The 16,904-nt window shown below is 58.7% G+C and carries 15 protein-coding genes, 1 tRNA gene and 1 rRNA gene; 7 read left to right on the forward strand and 10 right to left on the reverse strand.

Features of this window, described 5'->3' with window-relative positions; translation table 11 throughout:
• Positions 1 to 33 precede the first annotated feature (33 nt).
• Entirely contained in the window at positions 34 to 1,524 is a 1,491-nt protein-coding gene (locus PVA48_RS03135) for an NAD(P)H-hydrate dehydratase (RefSeq protein WP_102728370.1), read from the forward strand.
• A gap of 1 nt (position 1,525) precedes the next feature.
• Positions 1,526 to 2,266 (forward strand): RadC family protein, encoded by a 741-nt coding sequence (gene radC, locus PVA48_RS03140; RefSeq protein ID WP_102728369.1) that lies wholly within the window; start codon positions 1,526 to 1,528, stop codon positions 2,264 to 2,266.
• Between the two features lie 87 nt (positions 2,267 to 2,353).
• Here the strand turns inward: radC and PVA48_RS03145 are convergent.
• The 4 genes from PVA48_RS03145 to PVA48_RS03160 all read right to left on the reverse strand — a co-directional run bounded on the left by PVA48_RS03145 (position 2,354) and on the right by PVA48_RS03160 (position 4,421).
• Positions 2,354 to 2,446, reverse strand: a tRNA-Ser gene (locus tag PVA48_RS03145).
• 82 nt (positions 2,447 to 2,528) lie between these two features.
• Positions 2,529 to 2,735: a hypothetical protein gene (locus tag PVA48_RS03150; RefSeq protein WP_146018184.1), complete on the reverse strand. Its 207-nt coding sequence runs from the start codon at positions 2,733 to 2,735 to the stop codon at positions 2,529 to 2,531.
• A gap of 73 nt (positions 2,736 to 2,808) precedes the next feature.
• Positions 2,809 to 3,624 carry a hypothetical protein gene (locus tag PVA48_RS03155; protein WP_022395968.1) on the reverse strand — a complete coding sequence of 272 codons (816 nt, stop codon included), beginning with the start codon at positions 3,622 to 3,624 and terminating at the stop codon, positions 2,809 to 2,811.
• 47 nt (positions 3,625 to 3,671) lie between these two features.
• Positions 3,672 to 4,421 (reverse strand): hypothetical protein, encoded by a 750-nt coding sequence (locus PVA48_RS03160; protein WP_102722916.1) that lies wholly within the window; start codon positions 4,419 to 4,421, stop codon positions 3,672 to 3,674.
• Positions 4,422 to 4,667: 246 nt separating this feature from the next.
• Between PVA48_RS03160 and dnaX the strand changes: the two genes are divergently transcribed.
• From dnaX to PVA48_RS03180, 4 genes are all read left to right on the forward strand, one after another.
• Positions 4,668 to 5,957 (forward strand): DNA polymerase III subunit gamma/tau, encoded by a 1,290-nt coding sequence (gene dnaX, locus PVA48_RS03165; RefSeq protein WP_423232219.1) that lies wholly within the window; start codon positions 4,668 to 4,670, stop codon positions 5,955 to 5,957.
• Positions 5,958 to 6,270: 313 nt separating this feature from the next.
• The gene (locus tag PVA48_RS03170; protein WP_423232220.1) at positions 6,271 to 6,801 is read left to right on the forward strand and encodes a hypothetical protein; all 531 of its coding nucleotides are present in this window, start codon (positions 6,271 to 6,273) and stop codon (positions 6,799 to 6,801) included.
• Between the two features lie 110 nt (positions 6,802 to 6,911).
• On the forward strand, positions 6,912 to 7,226 hold the full coding sequence (locus tag PVA48_RS03175) for a YbaB/EbfC family nucleoid-associated protein (RefSeq protein ID WP_102728367.1): 315 nt from the start codon (positions 6,912 to 6,914) through the stop codon (positions 7,224 to 7,226).
• Between the two features lie 12 nt (positions 7,227 to 7,238).
• Entirely contained in the window at positions 7,239 to 8,279 is a 1,041-nt protein-coding gene (locus tag PVA48_RS03180) for an endonuclease/exonuclease/phosphatase family protein (RefSeq protein ID WP_022395972.1), read from the forward strand.
• 110 nt (positions 8,280 to 8,389) lie between these two features.
• Here the strand turns inward: PVA48_RS03180 and PVA48_RS03185 are convergent, their stop codons facing one another.
• The 3 genes from PVA48_RS03185 to pyrF all read right to left on the reverse strand — a co-directional run bounded on the left by PVA48_RS03185 (position 8,390) and on the right by pyrF (position 11,786).
• Positions 8,390 to 10,081, reverse strand: a complete 1,692-nt coding sequence (locus PVA48_RS03185; RefSeq protein ID WP_102722913.1) for a putative manganese-dependent inorganic diphosphatase — start codon at positions 10,079 to 10,081, stop codon at positions 8,390 to 8,392.
• A gap of 21 nt (positions 10,082 to 10,102) precedes the next feature.
• Positions 10,103 to 10,876 (reverse strand): energy transducer TonB, encoded by a 774-nt coding sequence (locus PVA48_RS03190; RefSeq protein WP_022395974.1) that lies wholly within the window; start codon positions 10,874 to 10,876, stop codon positions 10,103 to 10,105.
• A 226-nt stretch (positions 10,877 to 11,102) separates the two neighbouring features.
• Positions 11,103 to 11,786 carry an orotidine-5'-phosphate decarboxylase gene (gene pyrF / locus PVA48_RS03195; RefSeq protein ID WP_309557220.1) on the reverse strand — a complete coding sequence of 228 codons (684 nt, stop codon included), beginning with the start codon at positions 11,784 to 11,786 and terminating at the stop codon, positions 11,103 to 11,105.
• A gap of 121 nt (positions 11,787 to 11,907) precedes the next feature.
• On the opposite strand from pyrF, the gene PVA48_RS03200 reads away from it, so the two are divergent.
• Positions 11,908 to 13,776: an OPT family oligopeptide transporter gene (locus PVA48_RS03200; protein ID WP_180975178.1), complete on the forward strand. Its 1,869-nt coding sequence runs from the start codon at positions 11,908 to 11,910 to the stop codon at positions 13,774 to 13,776.
• 70 nt (positions 13,777 to 13,846) lie between these two features.
• Here the strand turns inward: PVA48_RS03200 and PVA48_RS03205 are convergent, their stop codons facing one another.
• The 3 genes from PVA48_RS03205 to rrf all read right to left on the reverse strand — a co-directional run bounded on the left by PVA48_RS03205 (position 13,847) and on the right by rrf (position 16,774).
• Entirely contained in the window at positions 13,847 to 14,380 is a 534-nt protein-coding gene (locus tag PVA48_RS03205) for a hypothetical protein (RefSeq protein WP_423232221.1), read from the reverse strand.
• A gap of 13 nt (positions 14,381 to 14,393) precedes the next feature.
• Complete coding sequence (locus PVA48_RS03210; protein WP_423232222.1) at positions 14,394 to 16,358, reverse strand: alpha-N-acetylglucosaminidase; 1,965 nt, start codon at positions 16,356 to 16,358, stop codon at positions 14,394 to 14,396.
• 300 nt (positions 16,359 to 16,658) lie between these two features.
• Positions 16,659 to 16,774, reverse strand: a 5S ribosomal RNA gene (rrf, locus tag PVA48_RS03215).
• Between the last annotated feature and the right edge of the window lie 130 nt (positions 16,775 to 16,904).

Raw genomic sequence — 16,904 nt, forward strand, 5'->3', positions numbered from 1 at the left:
ACGTACAGTGCACACTGATCCCATCAGCGCGCCATGAAAGTTTGCTCCACGGAAAATATGCAGATCGCGGAACGCGAGCTCATCATCAACGGAACTCCGGCCAGAACCCTCATGAAGCTGGCTTCCGCCGGCATTGCGGAAGCCGTCATGCAGTTCTTTCCCGTCCCCGGGTTATGCATAGCCTACGTGGGGAAAGGCAACAACGGCGGAGACGCCCTCACCGTCCTCAATATCCTGAAACAGCATGGCTGGGAAACAGGTTTCCGCGCCGCCTACCCGCGCGCGGAATGGGGGGAACTGCCCGTGCGGCAGCTCGCTGAAATATCTCCTCCGCCCCAGGAATACCAGGAAGCGCCGCTGCCCCGTACGGGCAAGCCCATGATTCTGCTGGACGGCCTGCTGGGCATTGGAGCAAAAGGGCTGCTCCGCAAGGAAATCTCCGCCCTCTGCGCGGAAATGAACTACCTGCGGGACCGCTGCGGAGCTGTGCGCACGGTGGCGATCGACCTTCCCACCGGAGTTGACCCGGATACGGGGATGCCCCAGGAAAATGCCGTAGAGGCGGATTTCACGATGTGCATAGGAGCGGTCAAGCAGGGGCTGCTGGATGACGACGCCACCCTGCATGCGGGGCGCCTGGCCTGCATCGACCTTCCCGGCCTCTATGTGCAGGCGCTTCCCGCCACGGAACTCATCACCTCCTCCCGGCTCACTAAATTCCTCTCTGCAAGACCCTATACGGACTATAAGAACAAACGCGGGCACATCGGCGTCATTGCCGGATCGGAAGGAATGCTGGGCGCTGCCAGGCTCTGCTGTGAAGCCGCCCTCCGGGCCGGAGCCGGACTGGTGACGCTCCACGTCCACCGGAACGTCTATCCCCTCATAGCGCCGTCCATGCCGCCGGAAATCATGGTCAAACCCGTGGACAGTTATGCGGACGTCTCCATCCGGACGTTCAGCGCCTTTCTCATTGGCCCCGGCATCGGCTCCGTATCGGAGGAAGACGCGGAAGCCATCCGCCTCATTCTGGAAACCGGCACTCCCACCGTCCTGGATGCGGACGGCCTTAATCTGGCCGCCGCCATGCAATGGAGCCTGGGAGAACATATTCTGGCGACACCCCACCATGGGGAAATCCGCCGTCTGCTGCCGGACGCGGACAACTGCGCCATCCGGGCGGACATCGCAGACTGCTTCCTGGCGGAGCATGAAGCGGCCCTGATTTACAAAGGGGCCCGCACCATCGTCACCCAGCAGGGAAAACCTCTCTTCTACAACATCACCGGAGGCCCCGGCATGGCTACCGCCGGCCAGGGAGACGTGCTGGCAGGCGTCTGCGGCGGATTCATGGCCCAGGGGGAATCCCTGCTGGTCTCCGCCGTTCTGGGAACCTATCTCTGCGGGCGAGCTTCTGAAATAGCCATCTCCGCCGGAGATTCCACCCAGCAGACACTGACGGCGGGAGACACGCTGCGCCATCTGCCCGCCGCCATTCTTTCCACCTCACGTCTCTGTTACTAAAATGGCCTACCGAAAACTCCAGGATCTTCCCTTCCAATCCCTGCCGCGGGAAAAGCTGCTCCGCCAGGGAAGGCACAGCCTCAGCAATGCGGAACTGCTCGCCATCTTCCTGCGGATGGGCATCAAGGGAAAAAACGTGCTGGACATGTCCTCGGACCTGATCCAGTCGGCAGGCTCTCTGGACGCCCTGGCCCACATGGAGGCCGCAGAAATAGCGGACATCTGCAAGGGAATAGGCATGGCGAAAGCGGCCACGCTGAGCGCCGCCTTTGAACTGGGAGCGCGGGCTCTCCGGGAAACGCTGGCCCGGCAACCTATCCAGACGCCGGAAGACGTCTATGACTACCTGGTAACAGCCATGCGCTGGAAGGACAAGGAGACGGTACTCGTCCTGCTGCTGGATACCAAAAGCCGTCTCATCAAACCCGTGGAAATTTCCAGCGGCACCCTGAACGAATCCATCGCCCATCCGCGCGACATTCTGCGTCCCGCCGTCATCCACAATGCCTACGGCTTCGTCCTGGCGCACAACCATCCCAGCGGGAACCCGGCACCCAGCCGTATGGACGACCTCCTGACCGAACGCGTGCGGGAATGCGCCAAGCTATTGGGCGTCCGGTTCCTGGACCACGTGATCATCGGAAAACCTACCGAAACCGTTCACAGAAACTATTACAGCTACAATCATCCCAACGGAGACCGGCTCCGGGAAGCCGACAAGGGTCTCCCTCTCTATCATTAAACAACGGTTCCCGCGAATTTCCTTCCGGAACGACGCCTGATAAAAACAAAAAACCCGTCTTGCGACGGGCTTTCTCTTAAAAAAAACTGGCGGAGAGAGTGGGATTCGAACCCACGGTGGGTTTTAAAGCCCACGTTCGATTTCGAGTCGAGTGCCTTAGACCAGCTCAGCCATCTCTCCGCTTGGAAATCGGAAGCGTTTGTATCCGGTTTGCGGGATGCTGTAAAGAACAGAATCACCGCCAACCGTTATTTGAACGCCTTTAACGTCTTGGCGAAGCCAGCGGTCCCAGCGTAGCTTCCGCTTCAAATCTCTGGGTCTTGTTATGGGGAAGAGCGCTCTTTTCCGGGCCGGGGGGCGGCTGCGGAACACGCTCCCGTTCCTTCGGCTCCATCAGCCAGGAGCAGGAAGAGACCAGAAGAAGGGAGAAAGACGTAAGCAAAAGGGAGGCTGTGAATCGTTTCATCATTTCCTTTTAAAAAGTTGAACCCCACTATGCCGGAGGGCACAGCGGGGTTCAAGGAAAATACGCGGCAGAAACCTTATTTGGCGGACTGCAACGGACGCAGAAGCTGCACCATGTCGCCGGGCTGGATGCTCATGCCGGCAGGCACGCTGTCCTTGACGATGTCAGCCACCGTCTGGTTCTTTTCCAGGGAGGTCACCTTCAGTTTGCCGATGCTGCGGCCGTCACGGGTAACGAGCAGAACCGTATTCGGATCAATGTTGCTGCCCTGCCCGGCGCCAATCACCACAAAGCCCCACTGCGGGTCCACGGACAGAACGGGATATTCATCTCCATTCTTGGCGAGGGCGGCGCGGTATTCGGCCTGTTCCTTCTGGCGTCCGGCCAGCTCGGTAGCCTGCTCGGCACGCTTCTTGGCGGCCACTTCCGTAGCGCTCTTGATCTGGTCAATGTCTTCCTGAAGCTTCTTGTTGGAGGCTTCCATGGATTCCATCTTCGCCTGGATTTCCTGCACGCTGGAAACGCCGAAGTCGTTCAGCTTGGCCTTGAGCTCATCCATCTGCTTGTTGATCTTGGACAGGTCCGCATTCAGCTGGACTTCTTCTTCCTTCAGCTCCGTTTCCTTGGAGAGCTGTTCGTCACGCTGCTGGGTCACGGAGGCCTTGTTGGAGGTCAGGCTCAGGTTTTCCTCCGCAGCCAAACCGCGGTTCTTGATCATGTCATTGCGCAATCCCGTCCAATTCCGGATTTCCTTGTCCAGAACCTTGCGGTAGGTGATCATCTCCTTGAAGTCCTGATACTGGCCGTTGACGCCGAAGAGGCCGCTGAGACCGGAGAACCAGGCGCCCGCACCTGCTGCAAGAATCAATAAAACTACTAAGACAGTTTTCATTGTGTATGTATGTGAGAGTGTATGGTGTGTATTGAACCGGGAAAGGACTAGGGACGAACGGATACAACGACGTCTCCGGCTTCAACACGTTCGCCGGCGGTTACCGTGCTGGGGAGAATGGTGGCCGTGGAAACACGGGATTCAACGGCGCTTACGTCAAGTTCGGCAATTTTGTTGCCGTCCCTCATCACGGCCAGCTTGGAGCCGGGCACTACGCCCAGGTCGGCAGCACCGCCGTCAATCACAACTACATTGAAATCATTAATCACCTGGGAAACCCGCGTTTTCAGATTGGGCGGGGAAAGGTGCGCATCCTGGTCCGCCTTGAGCTGGCGAAGGGCCGCATTGTTCACGACAAGCTGTTCCGTTTCAGCAACGATGGCGTCATGCTTGCCCTGCTCCGCCTGCTTGACTACTTCCAGCTGCTTGGATTCTTCTTCCAGTCCCTTGATCTTGTCCGCAATGGCCTGGATACTTTCCATGTCCTTGCTCTTGGACTGAAGTTCCGCCAAGGCTGTTTGTTGCGCCTGGAGGTCCGTCTTCTTGGCCTCATTGGCGGCGGCCAGCTCCTGGTTCTTGGCTTCCAGCTCGTCCTTCTGCTTGGTCAGGGCGTTGATATCGTTCGTCAAAGCCTCATTCTTCACCAGGAAGTCGACATATTTTGTCTTTTCTTCCGTAAACTCGCCGCGAAGACCGTTCAGGTTCTTATAACGGGAGACGCATTCCTTACGCTCCTTGGTTAGAGCTTCCTCGTTATCAAGATAATACATGGCTCCGCCGAGAAGAGCAATGACCAAGGCTGCTATTGATACTTTGACCCACATAGGAAATAATAGAGATGAGAAGGTTCCTGTTACTTTTGTGAGATTGGCATGAACATTTTCAGATTTCAACATCAAAATGTCATCCTCACTGTTTTCTTGATATTTTTTTCAGGGAAGCTCCGTAACAGGATACCGCAAGAGTTCTCTTATCAACATTTTAAAACAATTACGCTCTATTTTCTTTTCAAACACGGACTCATCTTCTAGTCTTTCTGAACCGTGAGTTACCAGGTCTTTGCCAGAAAATACCGTCCTCTGACATTCGATGACGTCCTTGGACAGGATCATGTCGTCCAGACGTTGAAAAACGCCATTGAGCACAACCGCCTCGCCCACGCCTACCTTTTTGTAGGCCCCCGCGGAACGGGAAAAACATCTACCGCCAGAATTTTTGCAAAAGCCCTGAATTGCAGCGGCGGTCCCAGGGTGGACTTTGACCCGCACGAAGACATCTGCGAGGAAATAGCGGAAGGGCGCAGCCTGGACGTCCTGGAAATAGACGGCGCATCCAACCGCGGCATCGACCACATCCGTGACCTGAGGGACAACGTGCGATTCGCTCCCAGCAGGGGCAATTTCCGCATCGTCTATATAGATGAAGTGCACATGCTCACCAAGGAGTCCTTCAACGCCCTGCTGAAAACGCTGGAGGAGCCGCCCCCCCACGTCAAATTCATTTTTGCGACTACGGAACCCCACAAGATTCTGCCGACCATCCTGTCGCGCTGCCAGCGCTTCGACCTGCGCCCCATTCCCTCTGAAATCATTGCGGAACACCTGCTTCACATCGCCTCTGCGGAAGGAGTGAGCCTGAGCCGGGAAGCGGCCTTTGCCGTCGCCAAGGTGGCGGACGGAGGCATGCGGGACGCGCAATCCATGCTGGACCAGCTTGTTTCCTTCTGCGGAGACCACATTGAAGAACAGCAGGTGCTTCACATCTTCGGCATCACGTCCCGGGAAACCGTAGCCCATGCGCTGGCGCTGATTCTGAACAAGGAGCTCCCCTCCCTCCTGCACCTCCTGCATGAACAGGCGGAAGCTGGAAGAGACATGGGCCAGTTCCTCTCTGAAATCATCTCCGCCGTGCGTGAAATCCTGGTCTCCAAGGTTGACCCGGAGGCCAGCTTCGATTCCCTGCCGGAATCCTCCAAGGAGGAACTTTCCGAACTCGTCAAACGCACCCAGACGGACAAAATCCTGCGCCTGGTGGAAGTGCTGGCGGAAACGGAAGACAAGATGCGCTGGTCCACCAACAAAAGGCTGCATCTGGAAATGGGCCTGATCAAGGCCGTTCACGCTCTCGCGGAAGCCAGCATCAGCGATATTATCATGGCGCTGGAAGGCGCCCCCCGGCATCCTCCGTCCCATCCTCCTCTCCGGCGCCCGCTCCGCGCCAGGAACAGGAGATGCCCGCGCCCGCCGCTCCGGTCCCTGCGCCGGAGCCTCCGGCAAACGCCCAGCCGCCCCTTCCTGCGGAAAAACCGGAGCCCGCTCCGGAAGAACACCTGATGGACCCGGTTCCGGACTTTTCCCCGGCCAACCCATTCCCGGCTCCCGCGGTACAGGCGAGCGAACCTGCCAGTGCGCAACCAGCCCCGGCTCCCGCAGAAGAACCCGAACCGCAGCCCACTGATCCCGCGCCGGAACCTCCCGTAACTGCTGCAAAATCCCCCTCCCCGCCATTCCGCAGGAAGAGCCTTCCTGTCCCGCACCTGAACCGCGGCCGGAGCCCACTTCCGACACCCCGGAAGAGCCTCAACGTCCCGCCTCTGCCATCTCCGATGCCCCGGTGGCTCCTCCGGATTCTCCGGAACCCACTTTCATGGACCCTGAAGAAAACCTCCCGCCGGAAAGGCGCACCAGCAGCTTCTTTGACAACCTGTTCGACACGGCAAGCGCTCCTTCCCGCACCCCTGCTCCCATGGTAAAAGAGGAACCGGAAGCCCCTGCCCCGCAATCCGGAAGAACCATCACGGAGGAGGACTGGAAAGCGGCGCTGGAACGTGCCGCCGCCAACTTCCCCCTCCAGGCGGACTTTCTGGCCAACAGCGTTTTCTCCGGCCATGACGGCGCATTCGTCGCCATCTCCTTTCATCCCTCCGACCATCAGGGAATGGACAGCCTCGGATCCGGCCCCCTGCGGGCGGCCCTGGAAGCGGACCTTTCCCAACGCGGCGGAGTCCCCGTCACCATTTCCATCCGCCAGGATTCCTCCGTGCCGGAGCCGGTTCAGGAAGAACTGGCCCCGCTGCCGGCGCCTCCCCCCCGCGGCCTCCGCACCTTCTCCCAAACCCCAGGCGCCGCGGGAAAAACCCGCCGCAGCCGTTCAGGAACCCGCCCGGGAGAAAGATGAAGATAATTCCTACTATACGGACCCCCTGATTGACGCCGCCATGGAGATATTCCGCGCCCGCATCATTTCCCAATAAACAACATCAACCCATACTTCCAAATACGACAGCCATGAACATGATGAAAATGATGAAGCAGGTCCAGCAAATGCAGGCCGGACTTGCCGCCGCCCAGGAAAAGCTGGCCTCCCAGACCGTTGCCACGGAAGGCGCGGGCGGCAAGCTGAAAGTCACCGCCACCTGTGACGGAAACCTCACGGAGCTGGTGATTGATCCCTCCATCATCGACCCGTCCGATTCAGAATTCCTCCAGGACCTGCTCCTGCAAACCATCAATGCCGCCATAGCCAAGGGCAAGGAAACCGCGGCGGCGGAAATGAAAAAACTGACGGGCGGCATGGGCCTCCCTCCCGGCATGGGCTTTTAACCTACCACCACCGTGCATCGGCTCAGAAGACGCAAACATCTGGCGGAACCACTGCCAGCGTTATCCGGGGTCAACCACCTGGGAATAGCGCTGGGCGGCGTCTCTCTGTGCCTGTGGGTCATCGTCGTCACCATCTTCTGGACCGGTTCGGACACGATGGCCTTCATGACGTCACTGCCCACTTGGGCATGCTGCCTCATCTTCTCCTTCCCGGCGCTTATTGCATGGCTGGTCTTCGGTTCCCGGATAGGCCTGCTTGGCGTCATTATCTGGTTTGCGTACGGCATCGTCATTACGGACTTTCTTCCTCCCATTTCCAGAACGGGAATGGAGTATTACAAAATGCCGCCGGCTCCGGATGCCCGGCAAATCAGGGTTCTCACCCTGTACGGGGGTTGTGTGGAAAATCCGCCCATTGAACAAATCTCCAAACTCCGCGCAGACGTCATCTTCATCCAGGGATGCAGCAACCACAACCGGACACTCAAATTCGCCTACAGCATTTTCGGACGCACTTCCTACATCAAGCAGATAGGCAGCTGTGCCATCATCGTGCGGCACGGGCAGATTGGTCCGGCCCAAAGCATCACGGACACAGCCGGACTCATCGTGGACTGGATACCGGAAAATTCTTCCCTGGCGATACGGCTCATCAACATCAGCCTGGAGCCTTTTGAACACCGCTTTGACTTGTACTCCCCCGCCTGCTGGAAATACTTCCACACGCTCCGGTTCATTCACCGCAAACAGCTTCAATACCTGTTTGACACCCTGCGGGAGGTAGGAAGCCAGCACGGTGAACTGCCCATCATCCTGGCCGGAAACTTCAGCGCCGCGCCCCAATCCCCTATTTTCGCCAAGCTCAGCGCCGATTTTCAGGATTGCTTCAAACTGAAGGGAGCCGGATACGGAGCCACTCAACCCGTCAACTTCCCGCTGCTGCGCCTGGACCGTGTTTTCTGCACGCCGCCGCTCAAACCCGAGCGAGCCGCCACCGTGCTGATACCGGACACCGTCCGCCGCTCCATCCTGGCAGACATTGCCATGCCCTGATTCCCCTTTCCACACGGTCGCGCCATTCCGCTCCGGCAGAAGGAATTTTTCCATCCGCCTCCCCAAACGGAGGCGCTTTTACTTTATGGGGAAAGAATTTCTCCGGAAACCTACAAGGTTTTCAGCGCACGGGAAATAGCCGGGAAAAGCTGCTTCTTGCGGCTGACCACATCGGCGGCGGAAAACAAGTTGGGGCCCAGCCGCTCGTACTCGATGTGCTCCAGCACCTCTTCATCCCCGACGGCCAGCAGCATGGAATCATGCGTGACAATGTCCGTGACCAACAGGCACGCCAGCTTCAATCCTTCCTCTTCCACCAGCTTCTGAAGCTCCTTCACCAGATCATCCTGAACTTCCTTCAGGCCGAACATGCCTATTTCCTCAATCTGTGAAATGCTGATCTTGTGCCCGTACTCGGTAAAGGTTTTCCTGTCCGCCTGGACAATCGCGGAGGGCGCCGTTTTGGAACGCAGCAGGGAACCGGTGGCAAAAAATTCCTCCGTGAACTTCTTGGCGTCTATCCTGGCAATGCCGGTCAGCCATTCCAGCATTTCCCGGTCCGCCCGCGCCGTCGTGGGAGACGTCAGGTTCAGCGTATCTGAAAGAATCCCGGCGCACAGGCAAATCGCCACCGCCTGCGAAGGCTCCGCATCACGGTGGTAAAACCTGCGCGCCACCAGGGTGGAAGTGGAGCCCACGGGTTCATTCAGGAAGCGGATCGGGTCCCGTGTGGAAAGCTGGGTGCCCAGGCGGTGGTGGTCCATCACCTCCACGATTTCCGCTTCCTCCACTCCCTTCACGGCTTGTGAAAACTCATTGTGGTCCACCAGGGCCACGCGCGTACGGGGCGGATCCACCAGATCCGTCTTGCTCAGCACGCCGATCATCTTGTTCGTCTTGATGCTCATCACGGGGAACAGCGCCTGCTTGCGCTTCACGGCGGCCTGCCTCAACTCGGGCAGCGGCATGTTCTCCGGGAAAACCGTGTAATCCTTGTGGACCTGTTCCCTCACCTTCCGGGAGCAGCGGATAAGCTGCCCCACGCTGGCCGTATCCCACGGGGTGCTTAAAATGCATGTACCCGTCGTCTGGGCCGTCTCAATAATATCCAGGGAAGGGAAAGCCCCGGACGTGGTCACCAGAGCGCGCACGCCGTGCTCCACGGCATACAGCTGGACATTCGGGCGGTCCCCGCAGATAACGATCAGATCGCGGACGATGCCCTTTCTCTTGTAATTGGCAAGCCTCGTCCGGACGCTCGGCTCGCTGGAAGCACCCACCAGAAGAATATTCTGCGTTTCCTCCTCGCTCAGGGTCTCCCCGGTCAGGCACTTGCCGTCAATGGTGGTGGCAATGTTGCTCAGGCTGGAAAAAACGGAGCGCACATTCATCTCCGTCATGTTCAGGGGCATCAGCAGGCTCAGCAAATCAAAATAACGCAGCAGGCCGTAAAGATTGTGGTCCGCGTCAATCACCGGAATGGTTTGAAGGGAGTTCTCCGTCATCCGGCGGTAAGCCGTCAGGAACGTGTCGTCCGGACTCACGCTGATCACGTCACGGCGGCAGATGGTTCCCGCGGTAGGCGTCACGTCATGAATCAGCACCGGTTCCGGCACCCCGGCTTTTTCCAGCACCCAGGATGTCCTCAGCGTCATCTCCCCGCATCTGGCGGCAACCGCGTCAGGTTCGCCATGGGTTCTTAAAAACTCCGCATTCCCTATGGCGGAACAAATGGCATCCGTATCCGGATTCTGGTGGCCGATCACGTAAATGGGCCTTTTCTCTATTTTCTCCGGAAGCATCTCTCTTATCTCCTGCGCAGGTTAATCTATATTCAACCTGACGGGCACCACCACCTTGGAAGCAATGGGCGCGCCGTCTTTTTCTGCCGGATAGAAAGTCCAATTCTCTTTCACCCAGCGCATGAAAAGACGGTCCAGTTCCGCATTTCCCGTTGATTGAAGGAGATTGACGGATGAAGGTTCGCCACGGGGATTCACCCCCACCACTACTTTCACCACGGCATTCACCTTCCCGACTCTAGAAGAATTGACGGAATTGGGCAAGGACGGAGCATGTTTATAACGCACCTTTTTATCAGGAGTCACGTTCTCATCCGGGCTAGGCTGCCCCGGCAGGGAAACCGCCGGAGTCTTCACGGGACGCCTGGGCTTTACCTCCCTCATGGAAATCCGCATGCTGGAAAGCTCCTCCGGCAAATACTCCGTGGGAGTCTCCTCCGGAAGAAAATCCTTCATGTCGGAACAATCCTCATTCTCCGGCAGCTTCATCGCAAGCAGGTCTTCATCCGCGGAAATTTCCGGAACGGGGCTGACCGTGGAAGGGGCCGCGACCGGCTCTACGGGCACGGGCTGAACTTCCGCCAGCTCCTGAAGAACCTCCTCGGAAGGAGGCACAAACTCCATTTCCACCTCCCCGTTCTGCACGGCGGGCAGCCACAGCTCCTGAAAATGAATGGCTACCAGCACGGCGCACAAAGCCACCTGAACGCCCACGGCCACCGCCACCGCAATCAGCATGGCGGACTTGGAAGTGGAACGGGGCGTGAATCTTACAATTCCGGGCTTTTCATCCATAAAAAACGGGCAGGGAGAAGGGCAGTGCCCGTTCAATATACCAGCGCCCTTCCCTTTGACAAGCGCCTGCACCGCCATAAGCAGCCCGTTATCATTTTGTTATCTGCCGGAAAAACGCATGGACATCAATAACCCAATGCCTCCCGGATGCTCTGGGCGAATCTGCCGGCCTTTTCCGCAAAGCCAAGCTCCGGATTCTGGTACATGATGCCGCGGGACACGTTAATCAGGGGGGGGCCGCATGGCCGGAACCGCTCAGGCTGGAAAGATCGCCGCCCTGGGCTCCCAGGCCGGGAATCAGCAGGGGAGCGTCCGGAATGCGCTCCAGAATGGAGGAATCCGCATTGGTCAGCCCCACCACCATGCCTACGGAAGTTTTGCGCCCTTCCTGCATGGAACGGCGCACCATGTCCCCCACCAGTTCATAAACCCTGCGGCCGTCGGCCAGCTCCTGCCTCTCCACGTCCGCGGAACCGGGATTGGAAGTGACCGCCAGCAGATAAATGCCCTTCTCTTCATAATTCAGAAAAGGCTCCAGCGTATCATAACCCATGAAGGGACTCAATGTGACGGCATCCACGCCCAGGCGTTCAAAATACGCCTGCGCATAATACTTCTGCGTCTCCCCGATGTCGCCGCGCTTGGCGTCCAGCACCACGGGCACATCCTCCGGCATATCCGGGAGCAATTCCTCAAGCATCTCCAGGCCGCGCAGGCCCATGGCCTCAAAATACGCGATATTCGGCTTGAACGCCGCCGCATACGGAGCGGTTTCTTCCACGACCTTCCTCAACAGGGAGGGAACCGACTGCAAATCATCCATGACGGGGCGCGGGTCCAGCCCCACGCACAGGGCGGAACCGGTCTTTCTGATGCGGGCGGCAAGTTTATCCGTAAAAGATTGGCTCATGCCGTTCATTAAACCACGGGCTCCACGGGCAGGCAAGCCCCAAGCGGGGGGCGTTCCGGAGGAAAGGAAAAGGCAGATACGGCTTTTCCACCGCGCCCGCACATGCTATGTTCCGGCCCGTATGGCACCAACGGAATCCCAGTCTTCCCCCGCTCCTCTCTCCTGCCTGGAAAAGCCGCTGCCCCTGGACGGCTTCCGGGGCACGCCGGATGAAATCGAACAGCAATGGTATGACCGTGTCTACCTGGGCTCCGGAGACAGAATGAAGCAGCTTACCTGGAGAGCCGTCATCGTAGGAATGCTCCTCGGCTCCATCCTCTCCCTCACCAACCTGTACGCCAACCTTAAGATGGGATGGTCCTTCGGGGTGGCCCTGACGGCGGGCATCATCTCCTTTGCCCTGTGGAACGCCTTCGTGCGCCTGGGCATCTCCAAATCCCCCATGACCATTCTGGAAAACACGTGCATGCAGTCCGCCGCCAGCTCCGCGGGCTACTCCACGGGAGGCACGCTCACCTCCGCCGTGGCCGCCCTGCTCCTGCTGACGGGGCAGCACATGCCGCTGGGCGTCACCTTCGCCTGGATATTCTTCATTGCCGTGCTGGGCGTCACGATGGCCATTCCGATGAAGCGCCAGATGATCAACATTGAGCAAATCAGGTTTCCGGACAGCATCGCCACGGCGGAAACCCTCAAGGTGCTCTATTCAGAAGGCAAAAAGGCGGCTGGACAGGCCAAAGCGCTCCTTTACTCCGCCCTCTTCGCCTCCGCCAACGCCATCGCCATGGCGGCGGGAGGGGAACAATGGCTGGGCGCCGCCCAGCAGCAAATCCTGGGCAACTGGTACCAGCGCACCATTTTCTTCAAATGGGACCTCATGTTCGTGGGCGCGGGCGCGCTGGTAGGCATGAAAACTTCCCTCAGCCTCTTCATCGGGGGCACGGTCTGCTGGGCGCTTTACGTACCGTGGCTGGAAAGCCAGGGACTGCTTCCCGCGGGAGCGGGCTACCGGGATAGCGTAGGCTGGACCCTGTGGGGAGGAACCGCCTGCATGGTCGTCGCCAGCATCGTGGCCTTCCTGTTCCAATGGAAAAGCATCGCCCGCTCCTTCTCCTCCCTGGGCGCCATGTTTTCCCTGACCAAAAGGCGTGAGCTGACGGACGTGGAAAAAATAGAAACGCCCATGAGCTGGTTCCTGGCAGGGCAGCTCGTCTCCCTGGCGGCCCTCGGCTACCTGGCCCATGTCACCTTTGACGTTCCGTACTGGATGAGCTGCATTGCAGTAGTCATCTCCTTCTTCCTGGCGCTGGTCGTCTGCCGGATCACCGGGGAGGCCAACATCACGCCCACCGGAGCCATGGGGAAAGTCACGCAGCTCATCTTCGGCGGAATCGCGCCGGGACACGTGACGGCCAACCTGATGGCGGCCAACATCACCTCCGGAGCCTCCAGTTCTTCGGCAGACCTGCTCGTGGACCTCAAGGTGGGCTACCTGCTGGGGGCCAATCCCCGCAAGCAATTCATCGCCCAGTTTTCCGGAATCTTCCTGGGAACCCTCGTCTCCGTGCTGGCCTTCCGCTCCATGGTCCCAGACGTGGACGCGCTTCAGGCCTTCAATGCTCCTGGAGCCAGAACATGGGCGGCCACGGCGGAAGCGCTGGGCATGGGCTTCAGCCACCTGCACAGCATCAAGGTTCTCTCCATCATCGCGGGCGGCATCCTCGGCCTCATTCTGGTGCTTGTCCCCCGCTACCTTCCCGCCGCGGGAAAATGGCTCCCCACCCCCATCGGCTTCGGGCTGGCCTGGGCCATCCAGTGGAACGACTCCTTCCTCTTCTTTGCAGGGGCCGTGCTCGGCTGGGCCGCGGACCGCTTTTTCAAGGCCAAATCCAAGGAATATAAAATCCCCACCGCCTCCGGCATCATTGCCGGCGCGGCCCTGACGGGCATGGCCATCCTGATGTTCAGCATTTACCAGGCGGCACGCTAAATACCTTGACGGACTCCGGCTCTCCGGAAAAAAGCATATTCCGAAGGTCCAGCCCAGGGCCGATGGCGCGTCAGCGGGCTTTCTTCTTCAACGTCATTTCCCCCTTGGAATCTCCTGGGGAAACGCCGCTCACCTCCGCCTTCAGGATATAGGAATCCAGGTTGGTGCGGTACTTCTTCAGATCAAGCCTGTAGGAATTATCCTTATTCTCCACGCCGGTCCAGCCTTCATGGTTATCTGCGGCCACCTCCCTGTTCCCCTCGTACAACTTGACGGAATGAATCTTCAGGGCGCTGGGGCCGTTCTTCCACTGGAAGGTGGCGGTGTACGTGCCTGGTCCGGTTACCTGGTCCGTCACGTTAAATTGCAGCGGGGATCCCTGCTGGAGGTCCCACGGAGTTCCCGTGGAATGTCTTTCTTCCGCGCTCAGGGCGTCCAGCATTTCCCGGTGGGCATTCATCACGCGGTTGGCGACGGCCAGAGCATCCCCGGACGACTTCGTGGAATACACCTTTCCATTTCCGGCAAAGGCCAATTCCTCCCGGACCGTCTTATCCATGAAGGCGGCCTGGGCGGCGGCACGGTCCTTCTTTCCAGTCAGCACATCCAGCTGGGATTCAAAAAAATTTCCAGCGGGGCAGATAAAAATCGGCCACAAGCCCGGCCCACTGGCGGTTGGAATAATCATTCAGCGCGCGGGGAGCCTGGTCAATCCACGTGGTAATAAGCATCTTGGCGGACTTGTCCATCAAGGCCTTCTCCTGCCGGGTGCTCCCCCAATCCAGCGCCTTCTTCTGCCAGGTTCCCAGCAGGAACTGGCTGTCCGTCGCCAGGAGGGCGTCCATATCCGAAACCAGGGACAGGAAAAGCTTCACCTGCTTCCTGTAGGCAGGTACGTCTCCGGCGTCAAAAGCGCTCCTGACCCGCTGGAGCTGGTAAAAAGCGGCGTCCGCGAGCGCCTGGCGGACGACATCCACCAAATCATAGCGGAAGGTCTCCTCCTTCACCAGGGACGGCTGGTCATTGGCCGCCTTCAAATAACCGCGGGCCGCTTTAACGATGTCGCCCAAATGGTAATACCTCTCTCCGCTGGACCACGTGGAGGCCTTGCGGACGTCCCAGGACGGACGGGCGCAGATAATGGACTCCGTACACCCCTCCTGCGAACGGGCGGGATTGTAAATGGAGGAAGACAGGATTTCCAAAGCCCGCACAACCGCTGCCGGAGCGGCGCCGTAACGCTGGCGCGCATACTTCCTTAGCCAGTCCCGGACGGGAATATCCTCCGCCGTCCATAAACGGTCGCTGAAGAGGGCGTAATGCAGGGGATTCGTTTCCAGCCCTTCGGACAAGGTGCCCATTCCCACCAGGCCCTTATCCCTGTAGCCGGCCAAATCACTCCCCAGCCGGGACAGAAGGGGAACCCCTCCGTATAGTCCCGTATTGCCGCCGAAGTTGGCCAGCTCGCACCAGACCCAGGGAATGCCGTCAAAAGTCCTCAAATTCTTCCCACCGTCAGCCATGTCCTTGGTGAGCTGCAGCACAAGAGCATGCTTCGGGTCCGTACCGGCCAGCAGCTCGCGGGAAGGATTGCCTCCCCAGGCCTGGATCACCCAGGAAGAACCCGGTGAAGCCTTCTGCATGGCGCCCTGCACCGCCTGTGCCGCGCGCGTCACGTTAATGTCGCCCTTGCAGCCGCCTTCATGGAACAAATCCCCGCCGAACATCTTTCCGGAAATGCCGTATACCTTGCGGAGAGCCTTGTACCAGTCCGCGGACAGCTTCGGAAAAGCCTCGCAAGTGGGGTCCACAACCCATGGCCTTTTGAAATTGACCCATTCCCCCTGCGGGATAAGCTTCAGGCCCTTCATCCGCACGTTCTCCGCAAAATCCGCAGGCACAAACCCCACATAACCCTGAAGCACGGGCGTCATGCCCAGCTGCTCCATGCGGGATACGATGCGCCTCCCCAGCTGCGCCATCCTGTCAATCTGCTGCTGGGTCAGCGGTCCTCCGTGTCCTTCCAGGTTGCCCATATTCCACCAGGCGGCAAAAGCGGGATTGGGGATGAAGCGGAGAGCCTTTTCACGGGGATATCCCAAGCCAATGAGGAAATCCTCCCAGGTCTTCTCCAGGCCTGCCGTCACCAGCGCGTGCGTAAACCCGCTCAGAGCCAGAAAATCAATCTCGCGCTGCCAGCGGTTCCAGTCCCAGAAAGCCGCCGTATAGGACAGCGTGCAGTAATTATACGCAAAAACGGTATTCCACGGGGACTCAATCGTGACAGGGGTGGACGGAGCAGGCAGGGGTGAGGGAAGCGTCAGGCGGTCTCCGTTCCATGAAAAATGCACCTTGGCAATATTTTTCAGATACCATCCGTACCCCGCTACCAGACGGCGCACGTCAGATGCTTCCACCCGGATGCCACCAGGAGCGCCAGAAATAGTAATCTTGTTGCCCATGGCCGGATTCAAGCGGAACGACACGGCGCCTTTTGCAGATGGAGTCACACGAGCCACCACGCTTTCAGCGGCCGCTACGGGAGACATTTCCGCGGCAGAGACGCAAACAAGCGGGGACATGACCGTTCCCAGAACCGAACCGACTGCAAAAGCATGTGAAAGCATAGCACCAACTATACATGCAAAATCCGCGGCGTCTTTCAAGGAGTAATGCAATGGCGGGAAAAGCTGGATAGCCCCCCTATTAATTTTCTACCGAAGAGCTTGGAGGAAGCAAAGGCGCGACGGCTCGGACAGGCGGCATGTACCAAATATTCCTTTTAGCAAAGTATAGGAAGAGAAGGAGATTCAAGATCGCGCCATCAAGAAAACGAACAAGCCCCGCCAGTTGAGGAACTGGCGGGGCCTGATGAAAAAAAATCCCGGCGGCGACCTACTCTTGCGGGACCTATCGTCCGACTACCATTGGCGCGGCAGCGTTTCACTTCCGGGTTCGGAACGGGACCGGGTGGGACCACTGCGCTCTGGCCACCGGGCTTCAGGGGGAAGAGTTTTTCATTTTCTTCATCCTGCCTGCCCGGGAGCCCTTGGGGGGGCTTTGAGGGGGATTTTTTAAGGGTTGTTGTGTGTGTGGCTAAGAAGATTTCCTCTCGTTACGAGGGGAAG

It is taken from the genome of Akkermansia sp. JRP_AM1, assembly GCF_049262625.1.
Taxonomy (GTDB): domain Bacteria; phylum Verrucomicrobiota; class Verrucomicrobiia; order Verrucomicrobiales; family Akkermansiaceae; genus Akkermansia; species Akkermansia massiliensis.

Bases quoted from the DNA above. Each gene is read 5' to 3' on its own strand.
- PVA48_RS03135 (WP_102728370.1), top strand. From the start codon at position 34: ATGAAAGTTTGCTCCACGGAAAATATGCAGATCGCGGAACGCGAGCTC.
- radC (WP_102728369.1), top strand. From the start codon at position 1,526: ATGGCCTACCGAAAACTCCAGGATCTTCCCTTCCAATCCCTGCCGCGG.
- PVA48_RS03150 (WP_146018184.1), bottom strand. From the start codon at position 2,735: ATGATGAAACGATTCACAGCCTCCCTTTTGCTTACGTCTTTCTCCCTT.
- PVA48_RS03155 (WP_022395968.1), bottom strand. From the start codon at position 3,624: ATGAAAACTGTCTTAGTAGTTTTATTGATTCTTGCAGCAGGTGCGGGC.
- PVA48_RS03170 (WP_423232220.1), top strand. From the start codon at position 6,271: ATGGACCCTGAAGAAAACCTCCCGCCGGAAAGGCGCACCAGCAGCTTC.
- PVA48_RS03175 (WP_102728367.1), top strand. From the start codon at position 6,912: ATGAACATGATGAAAATGATGAAGCAGGTCCAGCAAATGCAGGCCGGA.
- PVA48_RS03185 (WP_102722913.1), bottom strand. From the start codon at position 10,081: ATGCTTCCGGAGAAAATAGAGAAAAGGCCCATTTACGTGATCGGCCAC.
- PVA48_RS03190 (WP_022395974.1), bottom strand. From the start codon at position 10,876: ATGGATGAAAAGCCCGGAATTGTAAGATTCACGCCCCGTTCCACTTCC.
- pyrF (WP_309557220.1), bottom strand. From the start codon at position 11,786: ATGAGCCAATCTTTTACGGATAAACTTGCCGCCCGCATCAGAAAGACC.
- PVA48_RS03200 (WP_180975178.1), top strand. From the start codon at position 11,908: ATGGCACCAACGGAATCCCAGTCTTCCCCCGCTCCTCTCTCCTGCCTG.
- PVA48_RS03210 (WP_423232222.1), bottom strand. From the start codon at position 16,358: ATGTCCCCGCTTGTTTGCGTCTCTGCCGCGGAAATGTCTCCCGTAGCG.